The sequence below is a fragment of the Oleiagrimonas sp. MCCC 1A03011 genome (genome assembly GCF_003267965.1).
Taxonomy (GTDB): domain Bacteria; phylum Pseudomonadota; class Gammaproteobacteria; order Xanthomonadales; family Rhodanobacteraceae; genus Oleiagrimonas; species Oleiagrimonas citrea.
The window spans coordinates 55,694-75,883 of the sequence record NZ_MSPY01000009.1; the positions used below are offsets into that span (position 1 = coordinate 55,694).

Annotated in this window: 12 protein-coding genes; 4 read left to right on the forward strand and 8 right to left on the reverse strand. The window is 61.8% G+C overall.

Annotated features, from left to right (window positions below):
- Positions 1 to 40: 40 nt before the first annotated feature.
- Entirely contained in the window at positions 41 to 646 is a 606-nt protein-coding gene (locus BTJ49_RS14250; protein ID WP_113066096.1) for a hypothetical protein, read from the reverse strand.
- A 238-nt stretch (positions 647 to 884) separates the two neighbouring features.
- On the opposite strand from BTJ49_RS14250, the gene BTJ49_RS14255 reads away from it, so the two are divergent.
- Entirely contained in the window at positions 885 to 2,738 is a 1,854-nt protein-coding gene (locus tag BTJ49_RS14255) for an autotransporter domain-containing protein (RefSeq protein WP_113066097.1), read from the forward strand.
- Positions 2,739 to 2,876: 138 nt separating this feature from the next.
- On the opposite strand, the gene BTJ49_RS14260 is transcribed toward BTJ49_RS14255, so the two are convergent.
- The 3 genes from BTJ49_RS14260 to BTJ49_RS14270 form a co-directional block, all read right to left on the reverse strand.
- A complete protein-coding gene (locus BTJ49_RS14260; RefSeq protein ID WP_113066098.1) occupies positions 2,877 to 3,737 on the reverse strand; it encodes a YbaY family lipoprotein in 861 nt (286 codons plus the stop codon).
- A 529-nt stretch (positions 3,738 to 4,266) separates the two neighbouring features.
- A complete protein-coding gene (locus BTJ49_RS14265) occupies positions 4,267 to 7,401 on the reverse strand; it encodes a TonB-dependent receptor (RefSeq protein ID WP_113066099.1) in 3,135 nt (1,044 codons plus the stop codon).
- A gap of 459 nt (positions 7,402 to 7,860) precedes the next feature.
- Positions 7,861 to 10,827, reverse strand: a complete 2,967-nt coding sequence (locus BTJ49_RS14270) for a TonB-dependent receptor (protein WP_240601848.1) — start codon at positions 10,825 to 10,827, stop codon at positions 7,861 to 7,863.
- A 506-nt stretch (positions 10,828 to 11,333) separates the two neighbouring features.
- Between BTJ49_RS14270 and BTJ49_RS14275 the strand changes: the two genes are divergently transcribed.
- Entirely contained in the window at positions 11,334 to 11,672 is a 339-nt protein-coding gene (locus BTJ49_RS14275; RefSeq protein WP_146742355.1) for a hypothetical protein, read from the forward strand.
- A 62-nt stretch (positions 11,673 to 11,734) separates the two neighbouring features.
- On the opposite strand, the gene glyS is transcribed toward BTJ49_RS14275, so the two are convergent.
- Positions 11,735 to 13,879, reverse strand: a complete 2,145-nt coding sequence (gene glyS / locus BTJ49_RS14280) for a glycine--tRNA ligase subunit beta (protein ID WP_113066102.1) — start codon at positions 13,877 to 13,879, stop codon at positions 11,735 to 11,737.
- Positions 13,872 to 14,786, reverse strand: a complete 915-nt coding sequence (glyQ, locus tag BTJ49_RS14285; RefSeq protein ID WP_113066103.1) for a glycine--tRNA ligase subunit alpha — start codon at positions 14,784 to 14,786, stop codon at positions 13,872 to 13,874. The genes glyS and glyQ overlap by 8 nt, the downstream gene beginning before the upstream one ends.
- 64 nt (positions 14,787 to 14,850) lie before the next feature.
- Here glyQ and BTJ49_RS14290 point away from each other — a divergent pair, with 64 nt between their 5' ends.
- Entirely contained in the window at positions 14,851 to 16,683 is a 1,833-nt protein-coding gene (locus tag BTJ49_RS14290; RefSeq protein WP_113066104.1) for a GspE/PulE family protein, read from the forward strand.
- A gap of 77 nt (positions 16,684 to 16,760) precedes the next feature.
- Complete coding sequence (locus BTJ49_RS14295; RefSeq protein WP_113066105.1) at positions 16,761 to 17,579, forward strand: BPSS1780 family membrane protein; 819 nt, start codon at positions 16,761 to 16,763, stop codon at positions 17,577 to 17,579.
- A gap of 112 nt (positions 17,580 to 17,691) precedes the next feature.
- On the opposite strand, the gene BTJ49_RS14300 is transcribed toward BTJ49_RS14295, so the two are convergent.
- Entirely contained in the window at positions 17,692 to 18,375 is a 684-nt protein-coding gene (locus BTJ49_RS14300) for a rhomboid family intramembrane serine protease (RefSeq protein WP_113066107.1), read from the reverse strand.
- Between the two features lie 22 nt (positions 18,376 to 18,397).
- On the reverse strand, positions 18,398 to 19,996 hold the full coding sequence (locus BTJ49_RS14305; RefSeq protein WP_113066106.1) for an AAA family ATPase: 1,599 nt from the start codon (positions 19,994 to 19,996) through the stop codon (positions 18,398 to 18,400).
- Positions 19,997 to 20,190: the final 194 nt, after the last annotated feature.

Here is a 20,190-nt window from a genome sequence, read left to right on the forward strand (position 1 = left end):
CCGCCATTCGGCAGCGCGGCCATTCTGTCATGCTCGCGACTCAGATGCCGTCCGCGGCATGCAGCGTCAGCTCCGCTTTCTGCTGCGCGCCGGCGCGATTCCACTTCTGCATGTACTCCGCCTGCTTGGCGTTCACGCTCGCCTTGTGCTCGGCATACCACTGGTCGGCGGCCGGCGTCTTGACGACGAAGCTGGTTTCACTCTTCCAGCTCTGGAACCGCTGGGACTGCAGCGAGTACTTCGCCGCCGGATCGTTATGGATCGGCAGCAGCGAGAAACGGGCCTTGAACACGCCCACGCGCGGCGAGACCAGCACGTAATAGGTCTTGCCTGCATCCAGCGTCGCATTCATGAAGTCGCCGTTCTCGGCCACCACCATGAAAAGATGCGTTCCCGGGTCGGCCTGATAGGCCAGCTTGGTCTTCGCCGAGACGACACCGATGAAATCGTCGCCCTGCTTGCCCGTGTCATAGACCGACGACTGGATCGCACCACCGAACGATGACGGCCGCATGAAAATGACCAAGGCTTTCCCCGGCTCTGGAGAAGGCGCCGCGCCCGGCGTCTTGGTCATCAGGCTCGACATGCAGCCACCCAGCATCAATGCCACGGCCAGCGCCGCAGTCATGCGTACGTACTTCTTCATGAATCCCCCTACCATTTTGATAAACGCAACCGTCCCGCACGTTGCTCCATGCCTCGTGCGCGTTGCGTCTTGCAAGAATATTCACAGCCTGGGGAAAGCGCAAACGCAGCCAAGCCTACGATTCCGCATCGCAACATGCGCTGCCGTACGGACTGGATTATCGTTACGATAATGTTGCAGCCACGCGCATCCACACGGGTGCGCCCACAAGAGCCGCTTGTTCAGGGAGAACCACGCAATGCCCCGTCTACGTCACCTCACCACGGCTATCGTCGCCACGCTGGCCTTCTCCAGCGCCGCGCACGCCGCCACCACCGATTTCAACAACATGGTCGTCTTCGGTGACAGCCTCAGCGACAACGGCAATCTGTCGCTGGCGCTGGGTTCCACCACACCTACGCGCTTCACCACCAACCCCGGCACGGTCGCGGTGGAGAACATTGCCAACTCCTTCGGCTTCATGCTGACGCCGTCCGTGACCGGCGGCACCGACTACGCGTTCGGTGGAGCCGGCATCAACAACAACTCGAGCGCCGGCCCGATCCCGCTTCTGGGCCAGCAGTTGGACATGTACCTGGCCGCGAATGGCGGTACCGCCGATGCGCATACGCTGTACTCGGTCTGGGGCGGCGCCAATGACATTTTCTACGCCACCTCCGGCGCGGTCGCCCCGAATCAGATCCCGACCATGGTCGGTGCCGCGGCCGTCGGCGAGGTCAACCTGATTGGCAAGCTGCATGCCGCCGGCGCCAACTATGTCCTGGTGTTCAACCTTCCCGACATCGGCAAGACCCCGTCCGGGCTTGCTGCAGGCGCCAGCGCCTCCGCCAGCCTGACCTCGCTTTCGCTGGTCTACAACGGCGCGCTGAATTCCGGCATCAAGCAACTCAGCGACCAGGGACTCAACATCATTCCGGTCGATACCTACAGTCTTTTCAGCGAAGTCATCGGCAACCCGCAGGCCTACGGTTTCAGCAACGTCACCGATGCCGCATGTGGATTGACCTCGACCTCGCTGCAATGTGGACCGCAGGGCTCCGGCCTCCCGTATACCTATCCCGACGGTGCGCAGGACTCCTACCTGTTCGCGGATGGTGTACACCCGACCACCGCAGCGCACCGGCTGCTCGCTCAGTACGTGGTGGCCGAGATCAATGCACCTCGCCAGACTTCGCTGCTGGCGGAAGCACCGCTGGCTTCCAGCGCCGCACACCTGCGCACCGTGCGCACCAATGCGCTGGACTCGCTGAACGCCAGCAGCAGCCGCCTGTTCGCCAACGTCACCTACGGCAACCAGAACTTCGACGCCACGGACTCCTCGCCCAAGACCCACAGCAACAACGTGAACCTGACCCTCGGCGTGACTGCGCCGGCCGGTAATCACGTCAGTCTCGGTGTCGCACTGGGCGTCTCGCACAACCGTGCCGACGTCAGCGGCAACCATGGCGGCTACAAGCTCAACTCGGTCCAGGGCACCGGATTCGCGATGTATCACGCCGGTGGCGGCTACTTCGGCGGCTACATGGGCTTCGCTCAGCTCGACTACAACGATGTGCAGCGCCGCTTCCAGCTGGGCGCCATGCAGCGCACCGAAGCCGCCCGCACTGACGGCTCGCAGCTATTCACCGGCCTCACGGGCGGCTATGACTTCCATGCCGGCTCGCTTCGCACCGGCCCGTTCGCGCGTCTGGAATGGCAGAAGATCAAGGTCAACGGCTTCCAGGAATTCAGCGGCGACAGTTCTGCGATGTGGTTCGATGCACAGTCCCGCTTCTCCATGCAGCAGACGCTCGGCTGGCGACTGCGCGGCGACTGGGTCGTCGGCGAATTGACCATGCATCCGTATGCGGAAGTCTCCTGGACCCACGACCAACGTGCCGATCCGCGCAAGGTCGAGGCGGGCCTGATCGGCATGAACGGAAGCTTCGCGCTGACCGGCTTTGTTCCGGATAAGAGCTGGGCCAACGCCGATCTCGGCATCATGACCGAGTTCAGCCCGACGACCTCCGGCTGGATCGGTTATCAGGGCCGCTTTGCCGACAGCAATCAGAAGATCAATAGCTTCAACATGGGCCTCAAGATCAACTTCTGATCGCAACAGATCGAGCCGCTCCGCTCGGAGCGGCTCGACTGATTCCGGCCGTCTGATTTCAGGTGGCAAAAAAAGACCGGACCATGATGGCCCGGTCTTTTTTTATCTGACTGTCGCTCGGGACAAGCCGAGCCGTCGTCAACGCTTCTTCTTCTTGGCTGGCGACTTGGCCTGTGCCAGCTTCAGCATCGACTCTGCCTGCTTCTTAAGCATGGTGGCATCGCTGTCCGAAAGCACGGTCGTCTTGCCCGAAGCCACATGCTCCTTCACGACCAAGTTGCCGTCCGCATCCCACCCGGCACGCATGATTTCGCTGGGGCGAGCATTCTGACTCGGCTTGCGCTGCATCACGACAACCCAGGGCTTGCCGTCCTTGTAGGCGAAATCGGTATTGGCGAAACCCTTGTCACCGTAATCGGTGTTTTCGCGCACGAAAACGATCTTGCCGCTGTCGTTGCTGCGGAAAGTCTGCCAACCGTGCGAAACGTCCTTCTCGAGCTGACGTCCGTTGCTGATCTCGTACGCGCCAAGATTCTTCTTCAGGTTGTCGAAGGCGCCCATCATCTTTTCTTCGGGCGTCTGGTTGGCGGCCAGCATGATGCTGACCTGCGACGTCGGCGCATCGCGCGTGATGACCGGCGACTGTACCGGCATGCTGAACGTGCGCTCACCGTCCACCAGCGAAACCTTGACCAGGTAGATGTGCGCCGGATTGATTTTGGCGCCATCGAAATCGAGTATGAACTGCACCGGCATCTGCTTGACCGGAGAAATGTTCTTCGTGGCCAGCGGCTGAGCGCCCTCGGCCGAACCATCCACCAGCTGGATCTTCATCGTCGCCTGTGGCGAAAGTTCGCGCGGCTTCAGCAGTCCGACCGTACCCGAGACACTGTGCACAGCCTGCGCCGCAGCCTGATTCGGGTTCTCGGAGGAGTTCTTGTTACAACCGGCGGCACCGAGCGCGGCCAGCATCGTCAGCGTCAAGGCGATCCTGCGCATGGAGAAACCTCATTGGAAACGTTGTGGTAATAGGAAAAAAGCTGTCCTCACCAAGAGTTACAGAGTGAGCGACGCTTGATGGGGGAAGTTCCAAGCATAGCGGGAATATTGTGCGCAGGAAAGACAGCGATCACCGCGCTCCCGGTACGGCCGCATGGCGAGCCCAGAAAGCACCACCGCCTTCCCGACGATCCACACGTCACGACAACATATGAATCTGATTCACGTGCAGGGTTGAGGATGCTCCGAAACCACCCTATTCCGGCATCCACCGCATCCCTTCCCCGAAAGAAACCTTCATCGTCATAACTCCTAAATCATCTGGATGCCAGCCTCTTTGCACCAAGCTTGACTCCGACCATTCTCGTACTTTGGGCTTCTCCGACAAGCGGGGGTATGGACGTCCATTCATTCCATGCGCATGAATCCGGGATCACCCTTCGTGCTAAACCCACGCAAAAAAAAGCGCCGCCCCGAAGGGCGGCGCTCCAATGGATTTCCGAAAAAATCCGGGTCTAGCTGACTACTATCAGTAATCGTAGGAGACCGAGAGACGGATGTAACGCGGCGGCTCACGGAACAGCGGGTAGTGATAGTAGTTGTACTTCGTCTTCGGCGCGGCCACGAAGCTGGGCTCCGTCTGAACCGGCTTCTGCTCGTTGAGCAGGTTGAAGACATTCAGCTTGAACGCCAACTTGTGGTCAGCGAAGGCCGGGGTGTAACGCACGCCCACGTTGATCTGATGGGTCCACGGCGTGTGACCAGCGAAGCTGTCACCCGGGTGCACGATCTTGCCTGCGCACCAGTGGTAGTTACCCGTGCCACCACGGTTGTAATGCGTCGGATCGCCGGTAGCGTCCGGACCCCAGTAGCCCAGGCAGGACTGCGGAGTACCCGACTGAATCAGGGCGACACCCGAGACCAGCCATTCCGGCGTCAGCTGGTAGGCACCACGGATACGGATCTGGTGCTTGCGGCTGTTCTGCAGTTCGCCGTCCTGACCCTGCATCAGCTGCCAGGAATCCCAATCCTCGGTCTTGGAGACGTCAGACTGACCGAAGTCCGGGCGCACCTGACCGGCCGTGTTGCCGCGAGCATGGGTCCAGGTGTAATCAATACGGCCGAACCACTTGCCGTCGAACGGATGCTCCAGGTACAGATTGACCGAGTAGATCGTACGCTTCGGCTTCTGCAGATAACCCCAGTCCGAAGACGACATCGCGACCTGATCGTAACCGCTCTTATCGTTGCGCATCAGGTTGATGATGCTGGTCTTGCCCGGGTTGATCAGGCGGCAGTACGACGCACCAAGCAGCGAATCGCTGTAGCTGCTGTCAAGAATCGCGTAATAGGCAGCGTCACTGTACGTGTCCGTATTGATGATGCCCATCTTCTTCGCGATGGCATACGGATTGCACTCGTCATCGATCGAGGTCTTCAGGTCACGATAGCTGAGCTTGGCACCGTAAACCCAATTGTCACCCAGCTTCTTGTCGAAGCCAAGGTTGTACTGATCGATGTACATCGCCTTCAGGTTGGCGGCAGTGACTTCCTTCGGATCCTTGGCGGTGCCGACCTCACCGTCCGGCGAGCTCAGGCTCGAACCATACGGAGCATACGGCGTCAGGCCCGTCGGAACACCATTCGAATCGATACCCGTGTAGGTGAAGTACTGCGTGACGAAGGTGGACGCATTAGCCGCACGCTCAGCCGCATTGTTCGGCAGGGCCAGGTAGTAACGACCGGCATTGCCGTACAGCTTGAAGCTGGAATCACCATTCACGTCCCAGCTGAAGCCCAGACGCGGCTCCCACTGGTTCTTCTCGTCCACGAACGCAACGCCCTTGTTGTTGTAGTTCGTGTAGTGATCATTGCGCACGCCGAGATTCAACTGCAAATTCGGCGTTGCCTGCCACTCGTCCTGCAAGTAGAAGGCCTTCTGGCGCATCGACATGCTGGTCAACGACTCGATGTTCAGGTATTCGGCAACGTACGTGCCGTCACGCGTCGTGCGGTAGATCCAGCGGGTACCATCGGTCGGATAACCGTTCGGATTGACCAGCGCGGCGGGGCCAGGGCCACCGGAATAGAACGACCCCTGGTTGTGCGCGACATACGTCATGTTGTCGATGCCGACACCCAGATTGTGATCGCCCAGCACGTAGTTGAAGTCGATACGCAGGCCCTTGGTGCGCGACGAAGCATCGTCGGCATAGGACGTGGCGCGGTTCTGGTTGTTGGTGATACCGACGTTGGGATCAACGTTACGACCGACCCAGTACGCCGGATTCTGGCTGACGCCGCCACCGATCAGCGGCAGCGTGCTCTTGTTGCCGTAGATGGTCGGGTTCGTGAAGTCGCCCTTGCCGTACAGCACGCTCAACGTAGCGTTGTCCGTGATGTAGCTGGTGTAGTGGGCAATCATGATCTTGGCGTTGTCACCCGACTGCGTAGTCGGTGTGTTGAACGTGCCCGACTTCAACGTGTTGTAGTCGAAGTTATACGCAGAGCCGATACCGGTACCGAAGGTGCCGTCGCTACCGTTGTAATTGCTCTGCAGGAAGGTACCTTCGAGGACGTTGTTGTCATCGATGTTCCAATCCACCTTGCCGTAGAACTTGTTGGTATGGGTGGTGTAGTAGGCAACCTGCGACAGCGAGCGCGGACTCGTGCTGGTGTACTTGTTCTTGGTCTGCTCAGCAGCCACGAAGATGAACAGCTTGTCCTTGATCAGCGGACCGCCAACGTAGGCGGAGTAAACCGTCTGCCATCCCTTGTCGTTCGCACGGTAACGGTTCAGCAGGCCCGGCTTATAGCCTGCCTGATGCACGAAGCCGGCCGGCAGGCTCTGGGTCGGCATGTACTCACTCTTCGGGCTCGCGCGCAGGAAGCGCGGGGTCCAGGCGATCTGACCGCCGAAGTGCCACTCATTGGTGCCACGCTTACCGACCTGGCTGATGACGCCACCGTCGGAACGACCGTACTTGGCGCTGAAGCCGCCGGTCAGGGTTTCCTGCTGGGCGATCGAGCCGTACGGCAGCTGGAAGCCACCGATGTTGCGGTACGGCTCGCCGGTGTTGTAACCGTTCACGTAATAGGCGTTCTCGGCCACGCTCGAACCACCGAAGGAAACGGCGTTACCGAAGTAGCCGCTGCCCTGGACGGTGCCCGGCGACAGCAGAGCGATCGACTCGGCACTGCGGCCGACCGGCAGCTTTTCCAGATCGCTGGCGGTGATGACGGTGCTCGAGTTCACGCTGGTGACGTCGATCGACGGCAGCGCGTTGGCGCGCACCTGGACCTGCGACAGTTCCTGCGCGTTCGCGGCGGTGTTGAAGTCAACCTCGGTACCGGAACCGACGGCAATCGACACGTTGTTGTGCGTGGAAACGACTTCACCGTTGTTGGTCAACGTAACGGTGTAGGTGCCGACCGGCAGGTTGCTGACCGTGTAACGGCCGTTCTGGCCGACGGTCACCTTGCGCGAGACACCCGAGCCCGTGACCTGGACGGTCTGGCCGGCGGCGGACGGCGCGGTACCGAAGATGGTACCGGTCGTGGCCTGGCCGAAGGCGACGCCAGTGAAGCCCAAGCCCACGGCAAGGGCGACAGTGAGAGCGTTACGACGCGTAAGCGCCCCGCCTGTCAGTTTGCGATTGTTCATTACGATGATCTCCCCAGATCAGCCCAACTGGGCCATACAAAGCAAAGCAACCTGGCTTTACACCGGTCACCTGGAACACAGCGAACGTGTGGCAAGCAACTGTTTCCTCGCCAACTTTTTTGTTGAGAAAACACCCGCTTGACATCCATTTGCTGCAGATTAGCAACGACTGGCTATGCCCTTCGGAATAGGACTCCATGCCAGTCTGCGTTCCTGACGCTACCGCTGAACCTAACAGCATGTCAACACTTTCTTAGCAATTGCACGCAGGTCCCTGAATCCAGCTGCCTCCCATGAACTGGCGAGACTTGCGTCACATCAGCCCCGACGATTACTGCCAACCCGTCCACGCGCGGCCTTCACCTGCACACACATAAAAAAACCGCCGGACTCCGCCGGCGGCCAGATCTGGGGAGATCGGCCGAGCTGCAAGCAACCCGGCCGGATTGTTGTTATGCCTTACAAGGAGAAGTCGTAGCGCACCCCCAGGCGGACATAACGCGGCGTCTGATACGAAATCGTACGCCCGTAGCTCGGGTTGCCGCCATTGGTCTCCACAATCGACAACGTGCGCTGCTGCGTGAACACGTTGAAGATGTCGGCGGTGAAGGCCAGGTTGTGGTCAGCCCAGGCCGGACGCCACTGCGCACTCAGATCCAGGCGATAGGTCCACGGCAGCCGACCCTGCGAACCGCGCGGCGTCGCTTCCGGCGTGCCGTCGTGGTTGAGATCGCAGAAGAAGAACGATGTGCCGTAACCCTGACGATCCAATGTGCCCGGCGCGTTGCCGATGCAGTTCTTCGGACGACCCGAGGCGATCGCCACGTTCGCGCCGAACAACCATTCCGGTGTCATCTGCCAGTAGCCGTATGCCTTTAGCTGATGGCGGCGGTCGTTCGGCAGGTAGCCGCTCGAACCGATCATCAGTTCTGGGAAATCCCAGTCCTGCGTGACGGACGGATCCAGCTGACCGATGTCCGACTTCAGCAGACCTTCCGAGTTGCCGTAGCTCTTGGACCACGTGTAATCCAGCTTGCCGTACCAGTTGTCGGAGAACTGGTGTGCCAGATAGAGATTCACGGCAAGGTACTTGCGCTTCAGATCCGGGAAGCCCACACCGTTCGGCGATACGAAGTCTTCTTTGGACAGCTTGAAGTCCTGATAGTCGCCGTTGCCGGTAACATCGATCTGGAAGGTGTTGGCCTTGCCCGGATTGAACAGGTAGCAGCCCTGAATCGCCGCGTTGCTGATATCGATGTTGTTGCGCGCGGCATACTTCTCGAACGGCGCTTCATCGCAGAAATCATCGATGATGCTCTTCAGCTTGCGGTAGGTGACCTTGCCGCCCATGGTCCAATCCGCACCCAGCGTCTTGTCGAACCCGACGATGAATTCATCCTGGTAATAGGCATTCAGCCCCTTGGCGGCGACCGAGCGCGGGTCCGGCGCGGTCACGCCATCGGCACCATTGGAGTACAGAATGCCGCTGACCGGCGACAGACCACTGGGCACACCGGTGGTCGGGTCGACCCCGGTATACGTGAAGTACTGCCCACGGAACAGCGAAGCCGAGGCGCCACGGATGGCAACATTGGACGGAATGGCCAGATGATAGCGACCGGCATTGGCGTAGAGCTTCAGGCTCGAATCGCCATACACATCCCAGGTCAGGCCCAATCGCGGTGCAAGCTGGTGGCGCTGCTTGACGTAAATCTGGCCGCTACCGTTGAAGTTGCTGAACTGTTCGTTACGCAAGCCAATGTAGGCCAGCCATTTGTCGTTGATCTGCCAGTGATCCTCGATGTACTGCGCTTCCTGCTCGACCTTGACGTTGGCCGAGAAATCGATGATGCGCTCACGCACGAGGTACGGCGGCGGATTGGCCGGCAAGTTGACATTCGGATAGCCGGTCAGATTCACATCGGCCGTGTTCTGATACAGGTAGTACACGCCGCCCTCGTACTGCGTGCCGGAATACGATTTGAGATTCAGCGTATCCAGACCTGCACGAAGGTGATGGTCGCCCAACTGGTACTCGACGTCCAGACGCCAGCCATCGGTATCGTCCTTGGCACCCGGCGCCAGTACGGTGCCACCGGTGATACCGCAACCTGTAATCGTCGAACTCGCGCTTCGCAGATCGATCACCAGCGGACACGATCCGCCTGTCGCACCGAGCGGCGTGTCGACGTGCTTGGATTGGGTCTTTCCGTACACCGCAGTCACCGTCAGGTTGTCGGTGAGGTACCCGGTGTACTTGCCGATGTACATCGTACCGCCCGGCGTCGCACCGGCACCGACGACATCGTAGTTCTTCAGATACTCCGTACCCTGCAGCGGACCTTCAACCAGATCCGGGTACGAGAAGGCGTAGACCGTGCGATTGATCTTGGTGGTATCACCCATCGCAGTCAGTTCGAGCAGATGACTGTCCGTGATGTTCCAGTTGATCTTGGTCAACCAGCGCGTGGTCTTGGTGTCGGTCTTCGCCGCAATCTCGTTCAGATTGGTGCCGATGCCGCGCGACCCGCCAGTCTTGGTTTGCTCAGCCGTCGCGTACAAGAACAAGCGGTCCTTGACCAGCGGGCCGCTCAGATACGCACCGTAACGCGTGGTCCAAGTCCGATTACCACTGCGATCCCGATACAGCTCGCCGTCACTGCCGTTACCGTTGCGCGGGTAGTAGATGTCACGCGGCGAATCCATCAGCGCACGCGGCGACCAGTCGACCGTCGCACCGAAACGCCAAGTGTTGCCGCCGCTCTTGGTCACGATGTTGACCACACCGCCCGTAGAACGGCCATATTCCGCACCGTAGCCGCCAGTGATGACCTGCTGCTGATCGATCGCGTCGAACGGAAGTTCGGTGAAACCGAGGCCGGTCAACGCATTGGTGACCGGGAAGCCGTTGACGTAATACTGGTTCTCAGCCGCCGACGCACCGCCGAAACTGACCACATTACCGTAGCGCGAGTCACCGGAAACCGTGCCCGGAGCCAACAGGGTCGCCGCATTCACGGTCTGTCCCAGTGGGACCTTCTGCAGCTCCTGGGCAGTCAGCACCGTGCGCGAGTCCACGTTGGACACGTCGATGGCCGGCAAGGCCGACGCCACGACCTGAACGCCCTCGAGGTTCGTCGTGTTCGCCGCCGAAGTGAACGAAACGTCGGTACCCGTGCTGATGCTGACCTGCACATTGTCACGACTGGAGATCACTTTGCCATCGCGCATCAGCGTGACGCTGTAGCGGCCGATCGGCAGCGAGGACGCGCGATAACGGCCATCCGCATCGACAGACAGCATGCGCGTCTGGCCCGTATCGGTGTTCTGGATCTGTACGGTGGAGCCTTGCCCCCCCTGCACCTGTCCGAAAATGATGCCGGTCGCGCTGGACTGGGCCAGCGCACCGCCGCTTGCGACACACATGCCCAACGCAACGGCCAAGGCCGTGCGACGCATGTAGGTAGGACGAGTGGTAGTACGCGAAATCATGACTCTGGTTGCTCCCCGGTATGGACGCCGCTGGATCGTGACGGCGTAAAATGTTGCGATTTCCAGTGTGAAGCGAGACACTCCCGAACAGGGGGCAAGTCGTTATCACACGGAACCTTCCGCATCACGCGTCGCTTTTTTGATGACTTCGATCACGGACAACGCGTGCGTTGGGGGGCAGATATATCGTGATATCTTGCGTCAGTCAACAATAATTTACGGTTTTTGTTGCAAGGCCGTAACTCTGAGAAGTTTTAGAAATGGATAATAAAAATAGTACTTTAGGCGTAGTCGAAGAAAGCACGGGGTTCGCGGATCGCATAAAATTGCTGTCTTCGCGCTACGGAGGGGTCTCAAGAATCGCAAGAATGTGCGGATTCTCGGAGGGAGTGGTTCGCAGCTGGCGGGATGGCCGTTCCGACCCGTCCCGCACGCGCTGCATGGCGCTGGCCAAGGGACTGGGTGTATCACTGCTGTGGGTCGTGGCCGGGGAAGGGCCGATGCAGTCCAGCAGAGAGAAAACCGCCATGAAGCCGGCGCAATCGACGGAAGCGCAATCCAGACAAATGGACCCGCAGCGACTATCGGCTGCCATCGAGGTGCTGGAGTCCACGCTGAAACTGGCTGGAGCCGACCCGTCGATCGCCCGTAACAGCGACCTGCTGGCCGACTACTACGAGTTGCTCGGTCACACCGACCCGGTCCAGCGCGCACGCATCGCCGCCGTGCTCAACCAGCGCGTCATGGAACGCGTACGGAGCAGCGAAAAAGTCGCCTGACTTGTTGCCACGAACAAAGATCCGGCGCTTGCGAAGCGCCTGGATCGAGTGCGCCCGGAAGTTTACAGCCGAGCGATGTCGGCGATGGCGAGGAAACGGTTCTGCAGATGGGCCAGCAGCGCCAGGCGATTGGCGCGGACATCGGCGTCCTCGGTCATGACCAGAATCTCGTCGAAGAAACGATCCACCGGAGCCTGCAGAGCCGCCAGTCGCGCCAAGGCCGCAGCATAGTCGCCGGCCTCGATGCACTGCGCACTCTCGCTGCTTGCCGCCTCCAGCGCCGCCGCCAACTCGCGCTCGGCATCGTCCTCGAATCGGTCCGGGTCGATCTTCAGCGAAGCCGCATCAGCACCTTCCTCGGCCTGCTTGCGCAGCAGGTTTCCGACCCGCTTGTTGGCCGCCGTCAGACTGGCTGCCTGTGGCCGTCCGGCAAAATCGACCACCGCGCGTAGACGGCGATCGAAATCGACCAGACTGGACGGAGCCACCGCCGCCACTGCTTCGAAAATGTCCGTGCTCACATCCTGGTCGGCGTAATAGCCACGCAGACGATCGAGCACGAAGGCATACAGTTCCCGCCCCAGCGCCGTACGACGCGCCCCGGCGTCCAGCGCCGGCTTCTTGCCGTCCTTGCCCGCCTTCATTCCCGCTGCCAGCGCTGCATCGGGCAACAATTGCAGTGCCTCGGTGAGCGCGGCCTTCAGATCGATGTCCATCGCCCCTTCGATGAGCGTGCGCGCCAGTCCCAGCGCGGCACGGCGCAGCGCGAACGGATCCTTGTTGCCGGACGGTTTCATGCCGACCGCGAAGATGCCGGCCAGCGTGTCCAGGCGCTCGGCCACGGCCAGCACCCGCGCCAGTGGCTGCGCAGCAATGGCATCACCGGCATGGCGCGGTTGATAGAACGCATCCAGCGCGTCGGCCACGGTTTCCGGCTCACCGTGCGCGGTGGCGTAGTAACGCCCCATCACGCCCTGCAATTCGGGAAACTCGCCGACCATACGCGTCATCAGATCGCATTTGCTCAATGCCGCAGCCAGCGTCGCCTGCCCCGCGTCGACACCGACCCGGTTGGCGATGACGCGCGCCAGTTCGGCCACGCGCACACTCTTGTCCCAGACGCTGCCCAGCGCCTGTTGGTAGGTGACGTGCTTCAGCGCTTCCTGATAACCCGACAACGGCGTCTTCAGGTCTTCGTCGTAGAAGAACTTGGCATCGGCGAAGCGCGGACGGATCACGCGCTCGTAGCCCTTGCGGATTTCCGCCGGATCGTTCGACGCGATGTTGGCCACGCCGATGAAGCGCTCGACCAGCTTGCCGTCCGCACCGAATACCGGCACGAACTTCTGATTGGTCTCCATCGTGGTGACCAGCGCTTCCGGCGGCACCGCCAGGAATTCCGGCTCGAACGCGCAGGCGATGGCCACCGGCCACTCGGTCAGATTGGCGATCTCGTCCAGCAATGCGTCGGACAGCCGCGGCGTGCCACCGAGATCAGCCGCGACACGGGCCACCTCGTCACGCACACGCTGCCGGCGTTCGGCCGGATCGGCCAGGACCTTCGCTTCGCGCAGCGCATCGAGCCAGGCGTCGGCGTCGGCCACATGCACCGGCGCGGGATGATGGAAACGATGGCCTCGGGTCTGTCGCCCGCTGCGCAGCTCCATGATCTCGGCGTCGATGACGTCGGCGCCGTGCAGCATCACCAGCCAGTGCGCCGGGCGCACGAACGCGTAGTCGTGATCGGCCCAGCGCATCGGACGTGGAATCGGCAGCTGCTTCAGCGATGCGGCGACGATGTCCGGCAACAATTCGGCCAGTGCCTTGCCCGGTTGCACAGCGCGGTAGACATACCATGCGCCCTTGTCGGTCTCGATCGTTTCCAGCGCGTCGACCCCGACACCGCAGGAACCGGCGAACCCCTGCAGTGCCCGGGTCGGCTGGCCGTCGGCATCCAGCCCGGCCTTCACCGCAGGACCACGACGCTCGATGGCCTGGTCCGGCTGCATCGGCGCCACGGCGGGGATGTGCACGGCGAGTCGGCGCGGCGAACAATAACGATGCGCGTGCGCCAGGTCGGCCTCGATGCCTTGCTGCTTCAGCCCTTGCACCACACCCTGCGCAAAGGCCTCGGACAGCGCATCAAGCGCCTTCGGCGGCAATTCCTCGGTGCCCAGTTCGATCAGCAGCGAACGTGCCTCAGACATGCGCGGTCTCCTTGTTCTGGTTGCGCAGACCCGGGAATCCGAGCTTCTCGCGTTGGGCGACATAGGTTTCGGCCACGGCGCGCGACAACGTGCGCACACGCAGGATGTAGCGCTGGCGCTCGGTGACGCTGATGGCGCGACGCGCGTCCAGCAGGTTGAAGGTGTGGCTGGCCTTCATCACCTGCTCGTAGGCCGGAAGCGGCAAACCGGCCTCGACCAGTTTCTTCGCTTCCGCCTCGCAGGTATCGAACCAACCCAGCAGCGCCTCGACGTTCGCATGCTCGAAGTTGTAGGTCGACTGCTCGACCTCGTTCTGGTGGAACACGTCGCCGTAGCTCACCGTGCCGTGCGGCGCCTGCGTCCACACCAGGTCGTAGACGTTGTCCACGTTCTGCAGGTACATCGCCAGACGTTCCAGGCCGTAGGTGATCTCGCCCGTCACCGGGCGGCATTCCAGACCGCCGGCCTGCTGGAAATAGGTGAACTGGGTGACTTCCATGCCATTCAGCCAGACTTCCCAGCCCTGTCCCCAGGCACCCAGCGTGGGCGATTCCCAGTTGTCCTCGACCAGACGCAGGTCGTGCACCAGCGGATCGATGCCCAGCGCCTCGAGCGAACCGAAGTACAGATCGACGATGTTGTCCGGATTGGGCTTCAGCACTACCTGATACTGGTAGTAGTGCTGCAGACGATTCGGGTTGTCGCCGTAACGACCGTCGGTCGGCCGACGTGAAGGCTGCACGTAGGCCGCGGCCCAGGGCTCCGGCCCGAGGGAACGAAGGAATGTGGCCGGATGAAACGTGCCGGCGCCGACCTCGGTATCGAGCGGCTGCAGCAGCACACATCCCTGGTCGGCCCAGTACTGATTGAGCCTCTGGATGATCTGTTGGAACGTCGGCGCGGACATGGTCACGTCTGGCTTGCGGCAAAGCGCGTTAGTATACCTTCGCTGACTCCGGAGGTACGACGCAATGGTCGCCCGCGCGCATTCGCAATCCACCCTGGGACGACGCGGTCGCCTGGCGCTGGACGAAGTCCTGAACGAGCTGGTCAAGGATGGATTCCTTCGACCCGAAGACCGCACACAGGTGCGCATGGGGCAGCTCAGCGGCCGCAGCGCCCTGGAACTGCATCCGCTGGCGATCATCGCCGAAGCCAAACTGCCCAACCGCAACGACGACGCGCAGCGACGGCTGGGCATCGAGTTGCTGACCGAGTGGCTGGCCGGCAAGTCCGGCCTGGATTACTGCAAGATCGATCCAATGAAGATCGACGCGCCCTCGGTGACGCGTGTCGTCAGCAATACCTACGCCCTGCGCCATCGCATCCTGCCCATCGAAGCGCATGCCGAATATGTGGTCTTCGCCACCTGCGAACCGTTCGAGACGCGCTGGGCCACGGACCTCTCGCAGATGCTGCGGCGCGAGATCCGTGTGGTGGTGTCCAATCCGCTCGACATCCAGCGCTTTCTCACCGAACTCTACGGCGTGCAGCGGTCGATCCAGCTCGCACATGATGCGAACGGGGAAGGCCCCGCCGGCTCGGCGATCCTCAACTTCGAACAGCTGGTCGAACTGGGCAAGGGCGGCGAGCTGGGCGCCGACGATCGTCACGTCGTGCACATCGTCGACTGGCTGCTGCAGTACGCGTTCGAACAACGCGCTTCGGACATCCATCTCGAACCGCGCCGCGAGAGCGGCAACATGCGCTTCCGCATCGACGGCGTGATGCAGAAGGTGTTCGAGCTGCCCTCCCCGGTAATGACCGCGGTTACCTCGCGCATCAAGATTCTCGGTCGCCTCGACGTGGCCGAGAAGCGCCGTCCCCAGGATGGCCGCATCAAGACCCGCTCGTCGACCGGGCGCGAAGTCGAAATGCGCATCTCGACCATGCCGACCGCATTCGGCGAGAAAGTCGTGGCCCGCATCTTCGATCCCGAGGTCGCGTCCAAGGACTTCAGCCAGCTGGGCTTCTCGCCGACCGAAGACGCCGTGTGGCGACAGATGATCGGCCGGCCCAACGGCATCGTGCTGGTCACCGGCCCGACCGGCTCGGGCAAGACGACCACGCTGTACTCCACGCTCAAGCACTTGGCGCGGCCGGAACTGAACGTGTGCACGGTCGAAGACCCGATCGAGATGGTCGCAACCGAGTTCAACCAGATGCAGGTGCAGCCGGCCATCGATCTGGACTTCGCGGCGGGCGTGCGCACGCTGCTGCGCCAGGACCCGGACATCATCATGGTCGGCGAGATCCGCGACCTGGAGACCGCGCAGATGGCGGTGCAGGCTTCGCTGACCGGCCACTTGGTGCTCTCCACGCTGCATACCAACGATGCCCCCAGCGCCGTGACCCGCCTGCTCGACTTGGGCGTTCCGCATTATCTGATCCAGTCGACGCTGGCCGGCGTAGTCGCACAACGATTGGTGCGCACCCTGTGTCCACACTGCAAATCCGAAACCGTGCAGGACCCGGTCGCCTGGAATGCACTGACCCATGGCTACGCCCTGCCTCTGCCGGCACGCGTCAACGAGCCGCAAGGCTGCCTCGAATGTCGCAAGACCGGTTTTCTCGGCCGAACCGGCGTCTATGAAATGCTGCGCATGAGCCCGCGACTGCGCGGCATGCTCGGGCCGCAACTGGACCTGCAGGATTTCACCGAAGCGGCACGCAAGGAAGGTATGCAACCGCTTCGCGTCTCCGCCGCCGCACAGGTGGTCCGCGGAGTGACTACGGTCGAGGAAGTGCTCTCCGTACTGCCGCTGGACGAGATGCGCCAGGACGAGGATTCCCCGTCAAGCTAGACGCGACATCCGACCGACTTTGTCCGTACCGTCTCGCGTGCGAAAATTTCGATCCATTCCCCGGGAAGCATCAAGGCATGCGCAAAGTCGACGTTGGAGCAAGCATCGAATGGATCGGATCGGCCTTCCGAACTGTGCGCGCACACCCGACGGAATTCCTGGTCATGGGACTCATCTTCACGCTGATCCCGCTGGTGCCGCTACTCGGTGGCATCGTGATTCTTCTGCTCGGGCCGGCGCTGCTCGCCGGTATGATCTACGCTGCCCGCGAGGCGGACCAGGGGCGCACGCCGAAGATCGGCCAGTTGTTTCAGGCATTCCAGGAAGGCGATCGCATCGGCTCGCTCATCGCCTTGTGCCTGCCGGTGTTCGCTGCTGGAATCTTGATGATTCTCGTCGCCATGCCGATCATCATGGCCATCGCGGGCAGTGGAAAGATCGACGCCAGCACCCTGTCCGATCAGGCCGCGCTCGCCGCTGCGCTGCATCCGATTCTCGCCGGCATGGCCGGACGCCTGCTGCTGACATTCGCGTTGATCGTGGTGATCGCCTTCATCGCCGGCATGCTGACCTTTCTTGCCGCGGCCTGCATCATGCTCGGCCACGACCCCGCCTTTACCGCGATGCGCAAGAGCTTCGCCGCCTGCGCCCGCAATTTCGGCGCCTATTTCGTGACGGTGCTGTTGCTGGGCCTTGGGCTGGGGCTAGTCCGTGTCATGCTGAGTCTGCTTCTGCCGGACCTGCTCGCAGCGTTGCTGACCAGCACGCCCTATTACGCGCTACTGGGTCCACTGACCTATGCCGCCTATCGCTCCATCTTCGGCGACGATGTTTCGCACCGCGAAGACGAAGCCGTCGCGCCGCCACCGCCCATCTCGCATACCTTCGAAGCCTGACCGGTCGCGTTCCGACTGCGTTCAAGCCGCAATTACAGATGCCCAGCGGCAAAATCATGCCGCCTTCGACACCGCGTCGATCGCCGGATTTCGCGCAGGCACAACATGGCAATCAACCCCGCATGCGCCGCATGACCGCATGTCGGGAGAACAGCGCAAAGCCCATACCGTAGACGAAACCTGCAATGTGGCTCCACCACACCACCTCGCCGAAGCCTGGCCCGGCATACGTAAAGGCCAATTGCAGCAGCACCCACAGCGCGATCAAGAACGCGGCGGGCACGCGCACGAATTCCAGGTAGAGTCCCAGCGGCAGAACCAGTCCCAATCGGGCTCGCGGAAACAGCACCAGGTAGGCCCCAACCACCGCCGACACCGCACCGCTACAGCCGATGATCGGCGCATGCATGCCTGCCAGGGTCAAGGCACCCACGAGGTTGGCCGCCATGCCGCCTGTCAGGAACAGCAGCATGAAGCGCCGCGATCCCAGCACGCGTTCGCCTTCAAGACCGAAGATCACCAGGAACAGCATGTTGCCGAGCAGGTGCAGCCAGGAGATGTGGATGAACAAGGCCGTCAGCAGGCGCACGATGTCGGGATCCAGCACGCGCTGCCACCACGCACCCGGCGCCTCGAACAACAGCGACGGCACGGTGCCCCAGCGCAGCACCCAGGCCATTTCGTGCGCCGACGAACTGAGTGTCAAGGCGGTAAAAAAGGCCACACAGGCGACGACCAGCAACAACGTCGCCCACCGCGGGCCACGATGACGTCGGCCCGGCACCTTCACGAACATCACGCTGTCGCTCCAGCTTCCATCACGGCACATCTCGGGCCAGATGCGGACCGTTGTCATCCAGAGAGCTCAGCGCGAAGAGCGTCTCCGGACCGATGACCCCGTCGACAGGAATACCGTACGCCCGCTGCAGCTTGCGTACCCGTTCCTGTACGGTCTGATCGTAGATTAACGGCCGATAGCTGCCGCTGCGGTCGCCATCCAGCTTGCGCAATTGCTGCCGAACCCAGGCAACGGCCTGTCCGGCATCGCCACGGTGGACGCTCGACGGCATCCACGGCGGCAGGCGAAATGGCGCCATGAAACGGCCGTGCCAGATCGTTTGCAGTGCGGCCTTGGTGATCTCCACCGACTTGCCACCGACAAACAGTCTCACCTGATCGTCACCGACGCCGAGCAACAACACATGGTGCACTCCGCTTGCGTCTTTCAGCTCCAACAGCATCGGTCGATCGAATCGCTTGAGTTGATCGAGGGTACCGGTGCCGGCCACGCAGTCGAATCCGGGAAACACCACGGCATTGCAACGCATCGCATCGGAGACCGACACATCGTTCGAAGTCACCTGCCATCGCGCCAGCAACTCGCTCCATGCCGCCATTCGCGCTGCGCCCGCATCCGGCAATTGCGCCAGAAGCCGGGCACCTTCCTGCATCGCCTTTTCGTGCGCCTGCTGTGCGGTAGCCTCGCTGGCCACCGGTGGTGCAGGTGTATGCAACCACCATGTAAGTCCAGCGCCGACCAGCATCACCAGCAATGCAGCCCGCCACCACCAGCGATAGCGCCGCACCCAGTACTGAACATGGCCGGGAAGCACGTCGCCCGCGGCGCGCTGCACGAGACCTTCGCCCACCTGACGAGCGTTGGCCTCTGCACCGAGCTGCAGGGCGCGGTCGGCAATGGCGTTCACCAGTCGCGGTATGCCGCCTGCATACCGATACAGGTTGCGCAAGCCAAGCCGGGTGAACGGCTGTACCGCCGCTCCGGCCGTAGCCATGCGGTGACGCACATACGGTTCCAGATCTGCGCTGTCGAGCCGGGTCAACTCCTCACGAATACCGATGCGTTGCGCCAATGCGCGAAGCGGCCCCGAGTGCAACCGCGCATCCAGGCTCGGGCCGGCCAGGAGCAAGACGTGTATCAACTTGTGCGCAGGCGTCTGCAGATTGGTCAGCTGTCGCAGCTGCTCCAGCGCGGCGTCCGACAGTTCCTGTGCCTCGTCGATCACCAGCAGCACGCGCTGACCCTGTGCATAGGTATCCATCAAAAACGCACTCAGCGCATCGATCATCAGCTGCCCGCGTGCGCGCTCACCCGGTTCCAGGGGCACGCGCAACGCATGACACACCGTTTCCAGCAATTCATCCGCACTGACGCCCGTATAACGAATACGGGCAATGCGGATATCGGCTTCGGCCAAGCGTGCCAGCAGCAGCCGCGCCATGAGTGTCTTGCCGCTGCCGTACTCGCCACTCAGCAGCATGATGCCGCCGCTCCCGCTGCGAATCTCGCGCTCAAGCCGCTCAAGCAGCGCCTCCAGCCGCGGCGGCAGCCAGACGAATCGCTCGTCTGGCGCCGTGGCGAAGGGGGCTTCCTTCAGGCCGTAGTAATCCAGATACATGCGTCTACTGTAGCGAAACTGGCGATTCTTGGATGCTGACTTGGCACGTATGTTCCCGCACAGCGCAGCAGCCTGCACCGACGCGATGCGCGACCCGATTCGATGCGCTGTCGGGAACGATGCATAAAAAAAGCCCCCGAGGCATCTCGGGGGCTTTTCGTATGAGGTCCCTGGCGGTGACCTACTCTCGCATG

Coding starts and splice junctions, on each gene's coding strand:
- BTJ49_RS14250 (WP_113066096.1), bottom strand. CDS start 646: ATGAAGAAGTACGTACGCATGACTGCGGCGCTGGCCGTGGCATTGATG.
- BTJ49_RS14255 (WP_113066097.1), top strand. CDS start 885: ATGCCCCGTCTACGTCACCTCACCACGGCTATCGTCGCCACGCTGGCC.
- BTJ49_RS14260 (WP_113066098.1), bottom strand. CDS start 3,737: ATGCGCAGGATCGCCTTGACGCTGACGATGCTGGCCGCGCTCGGTGCC.
- BTJ49_RS14265 (WP_113066099.1), bottom strand. CDS start 7,401: ATGAACAATCGCAAACTGACAGGCGGGGCGCTTACGCGTCGTAACGCT.
- BTJ49_RS14270 (WP_240601848.1), bottom strand. CDS start 10,827: ATGTGTGTCGCAAGCGGCGGTGCGCTGGCCCAGTCCAGCGCGACCGGC.
- BTJ49_RS14275 (WP_146742355.1), top strand. CDS start 11,334: ATGGCGCTGGCCAAGGGACTGGGTGTATCACTGCTGTGGGTCGTGGCC.
- glyS (WP_113066102.1), bottom strand. CDS start 13,879: ATGTCTGAGGCACGTTCGCTGCTGATCGAACTGGGCACCGAGGAATTG.
- glyQ (WP_113066103.1), bottom strand. CDS start 14,786: ATGTCCGCGCCGACGTTCCAACAGATCATCCAGAGGCTCAATCAGTAC.
- BTJ49_RS14290 (WP_113066104.1), top strand. CDS start 14,851: ATGGTCGCCCGCGCGCATTCGCAATCCACCCTGGGACGACGCGGTCGC.
- BTJ49_RS14295 (WP_113066105.1), top strand. CDS start 16,761: ATGCGCAAAGTCGACGTTGGAGCAAGCATCGAATGGATCGGATCGGCC.
- BTJ49_RS14300 (WP_113066107.1), bottom strand. CDS start 18,375: ATGTTCGTGAAGGTGCCGGGCCGACGTCATCGTGGCCCGCGGTGGGCG.
- BTJ49_RS14305 (WP_113066106.1), bottom strand. CDS start 19,996: ATGTATCTGGATTACTACGGCCTGAAGGAAGCCCCCTTCGCCACGGCG.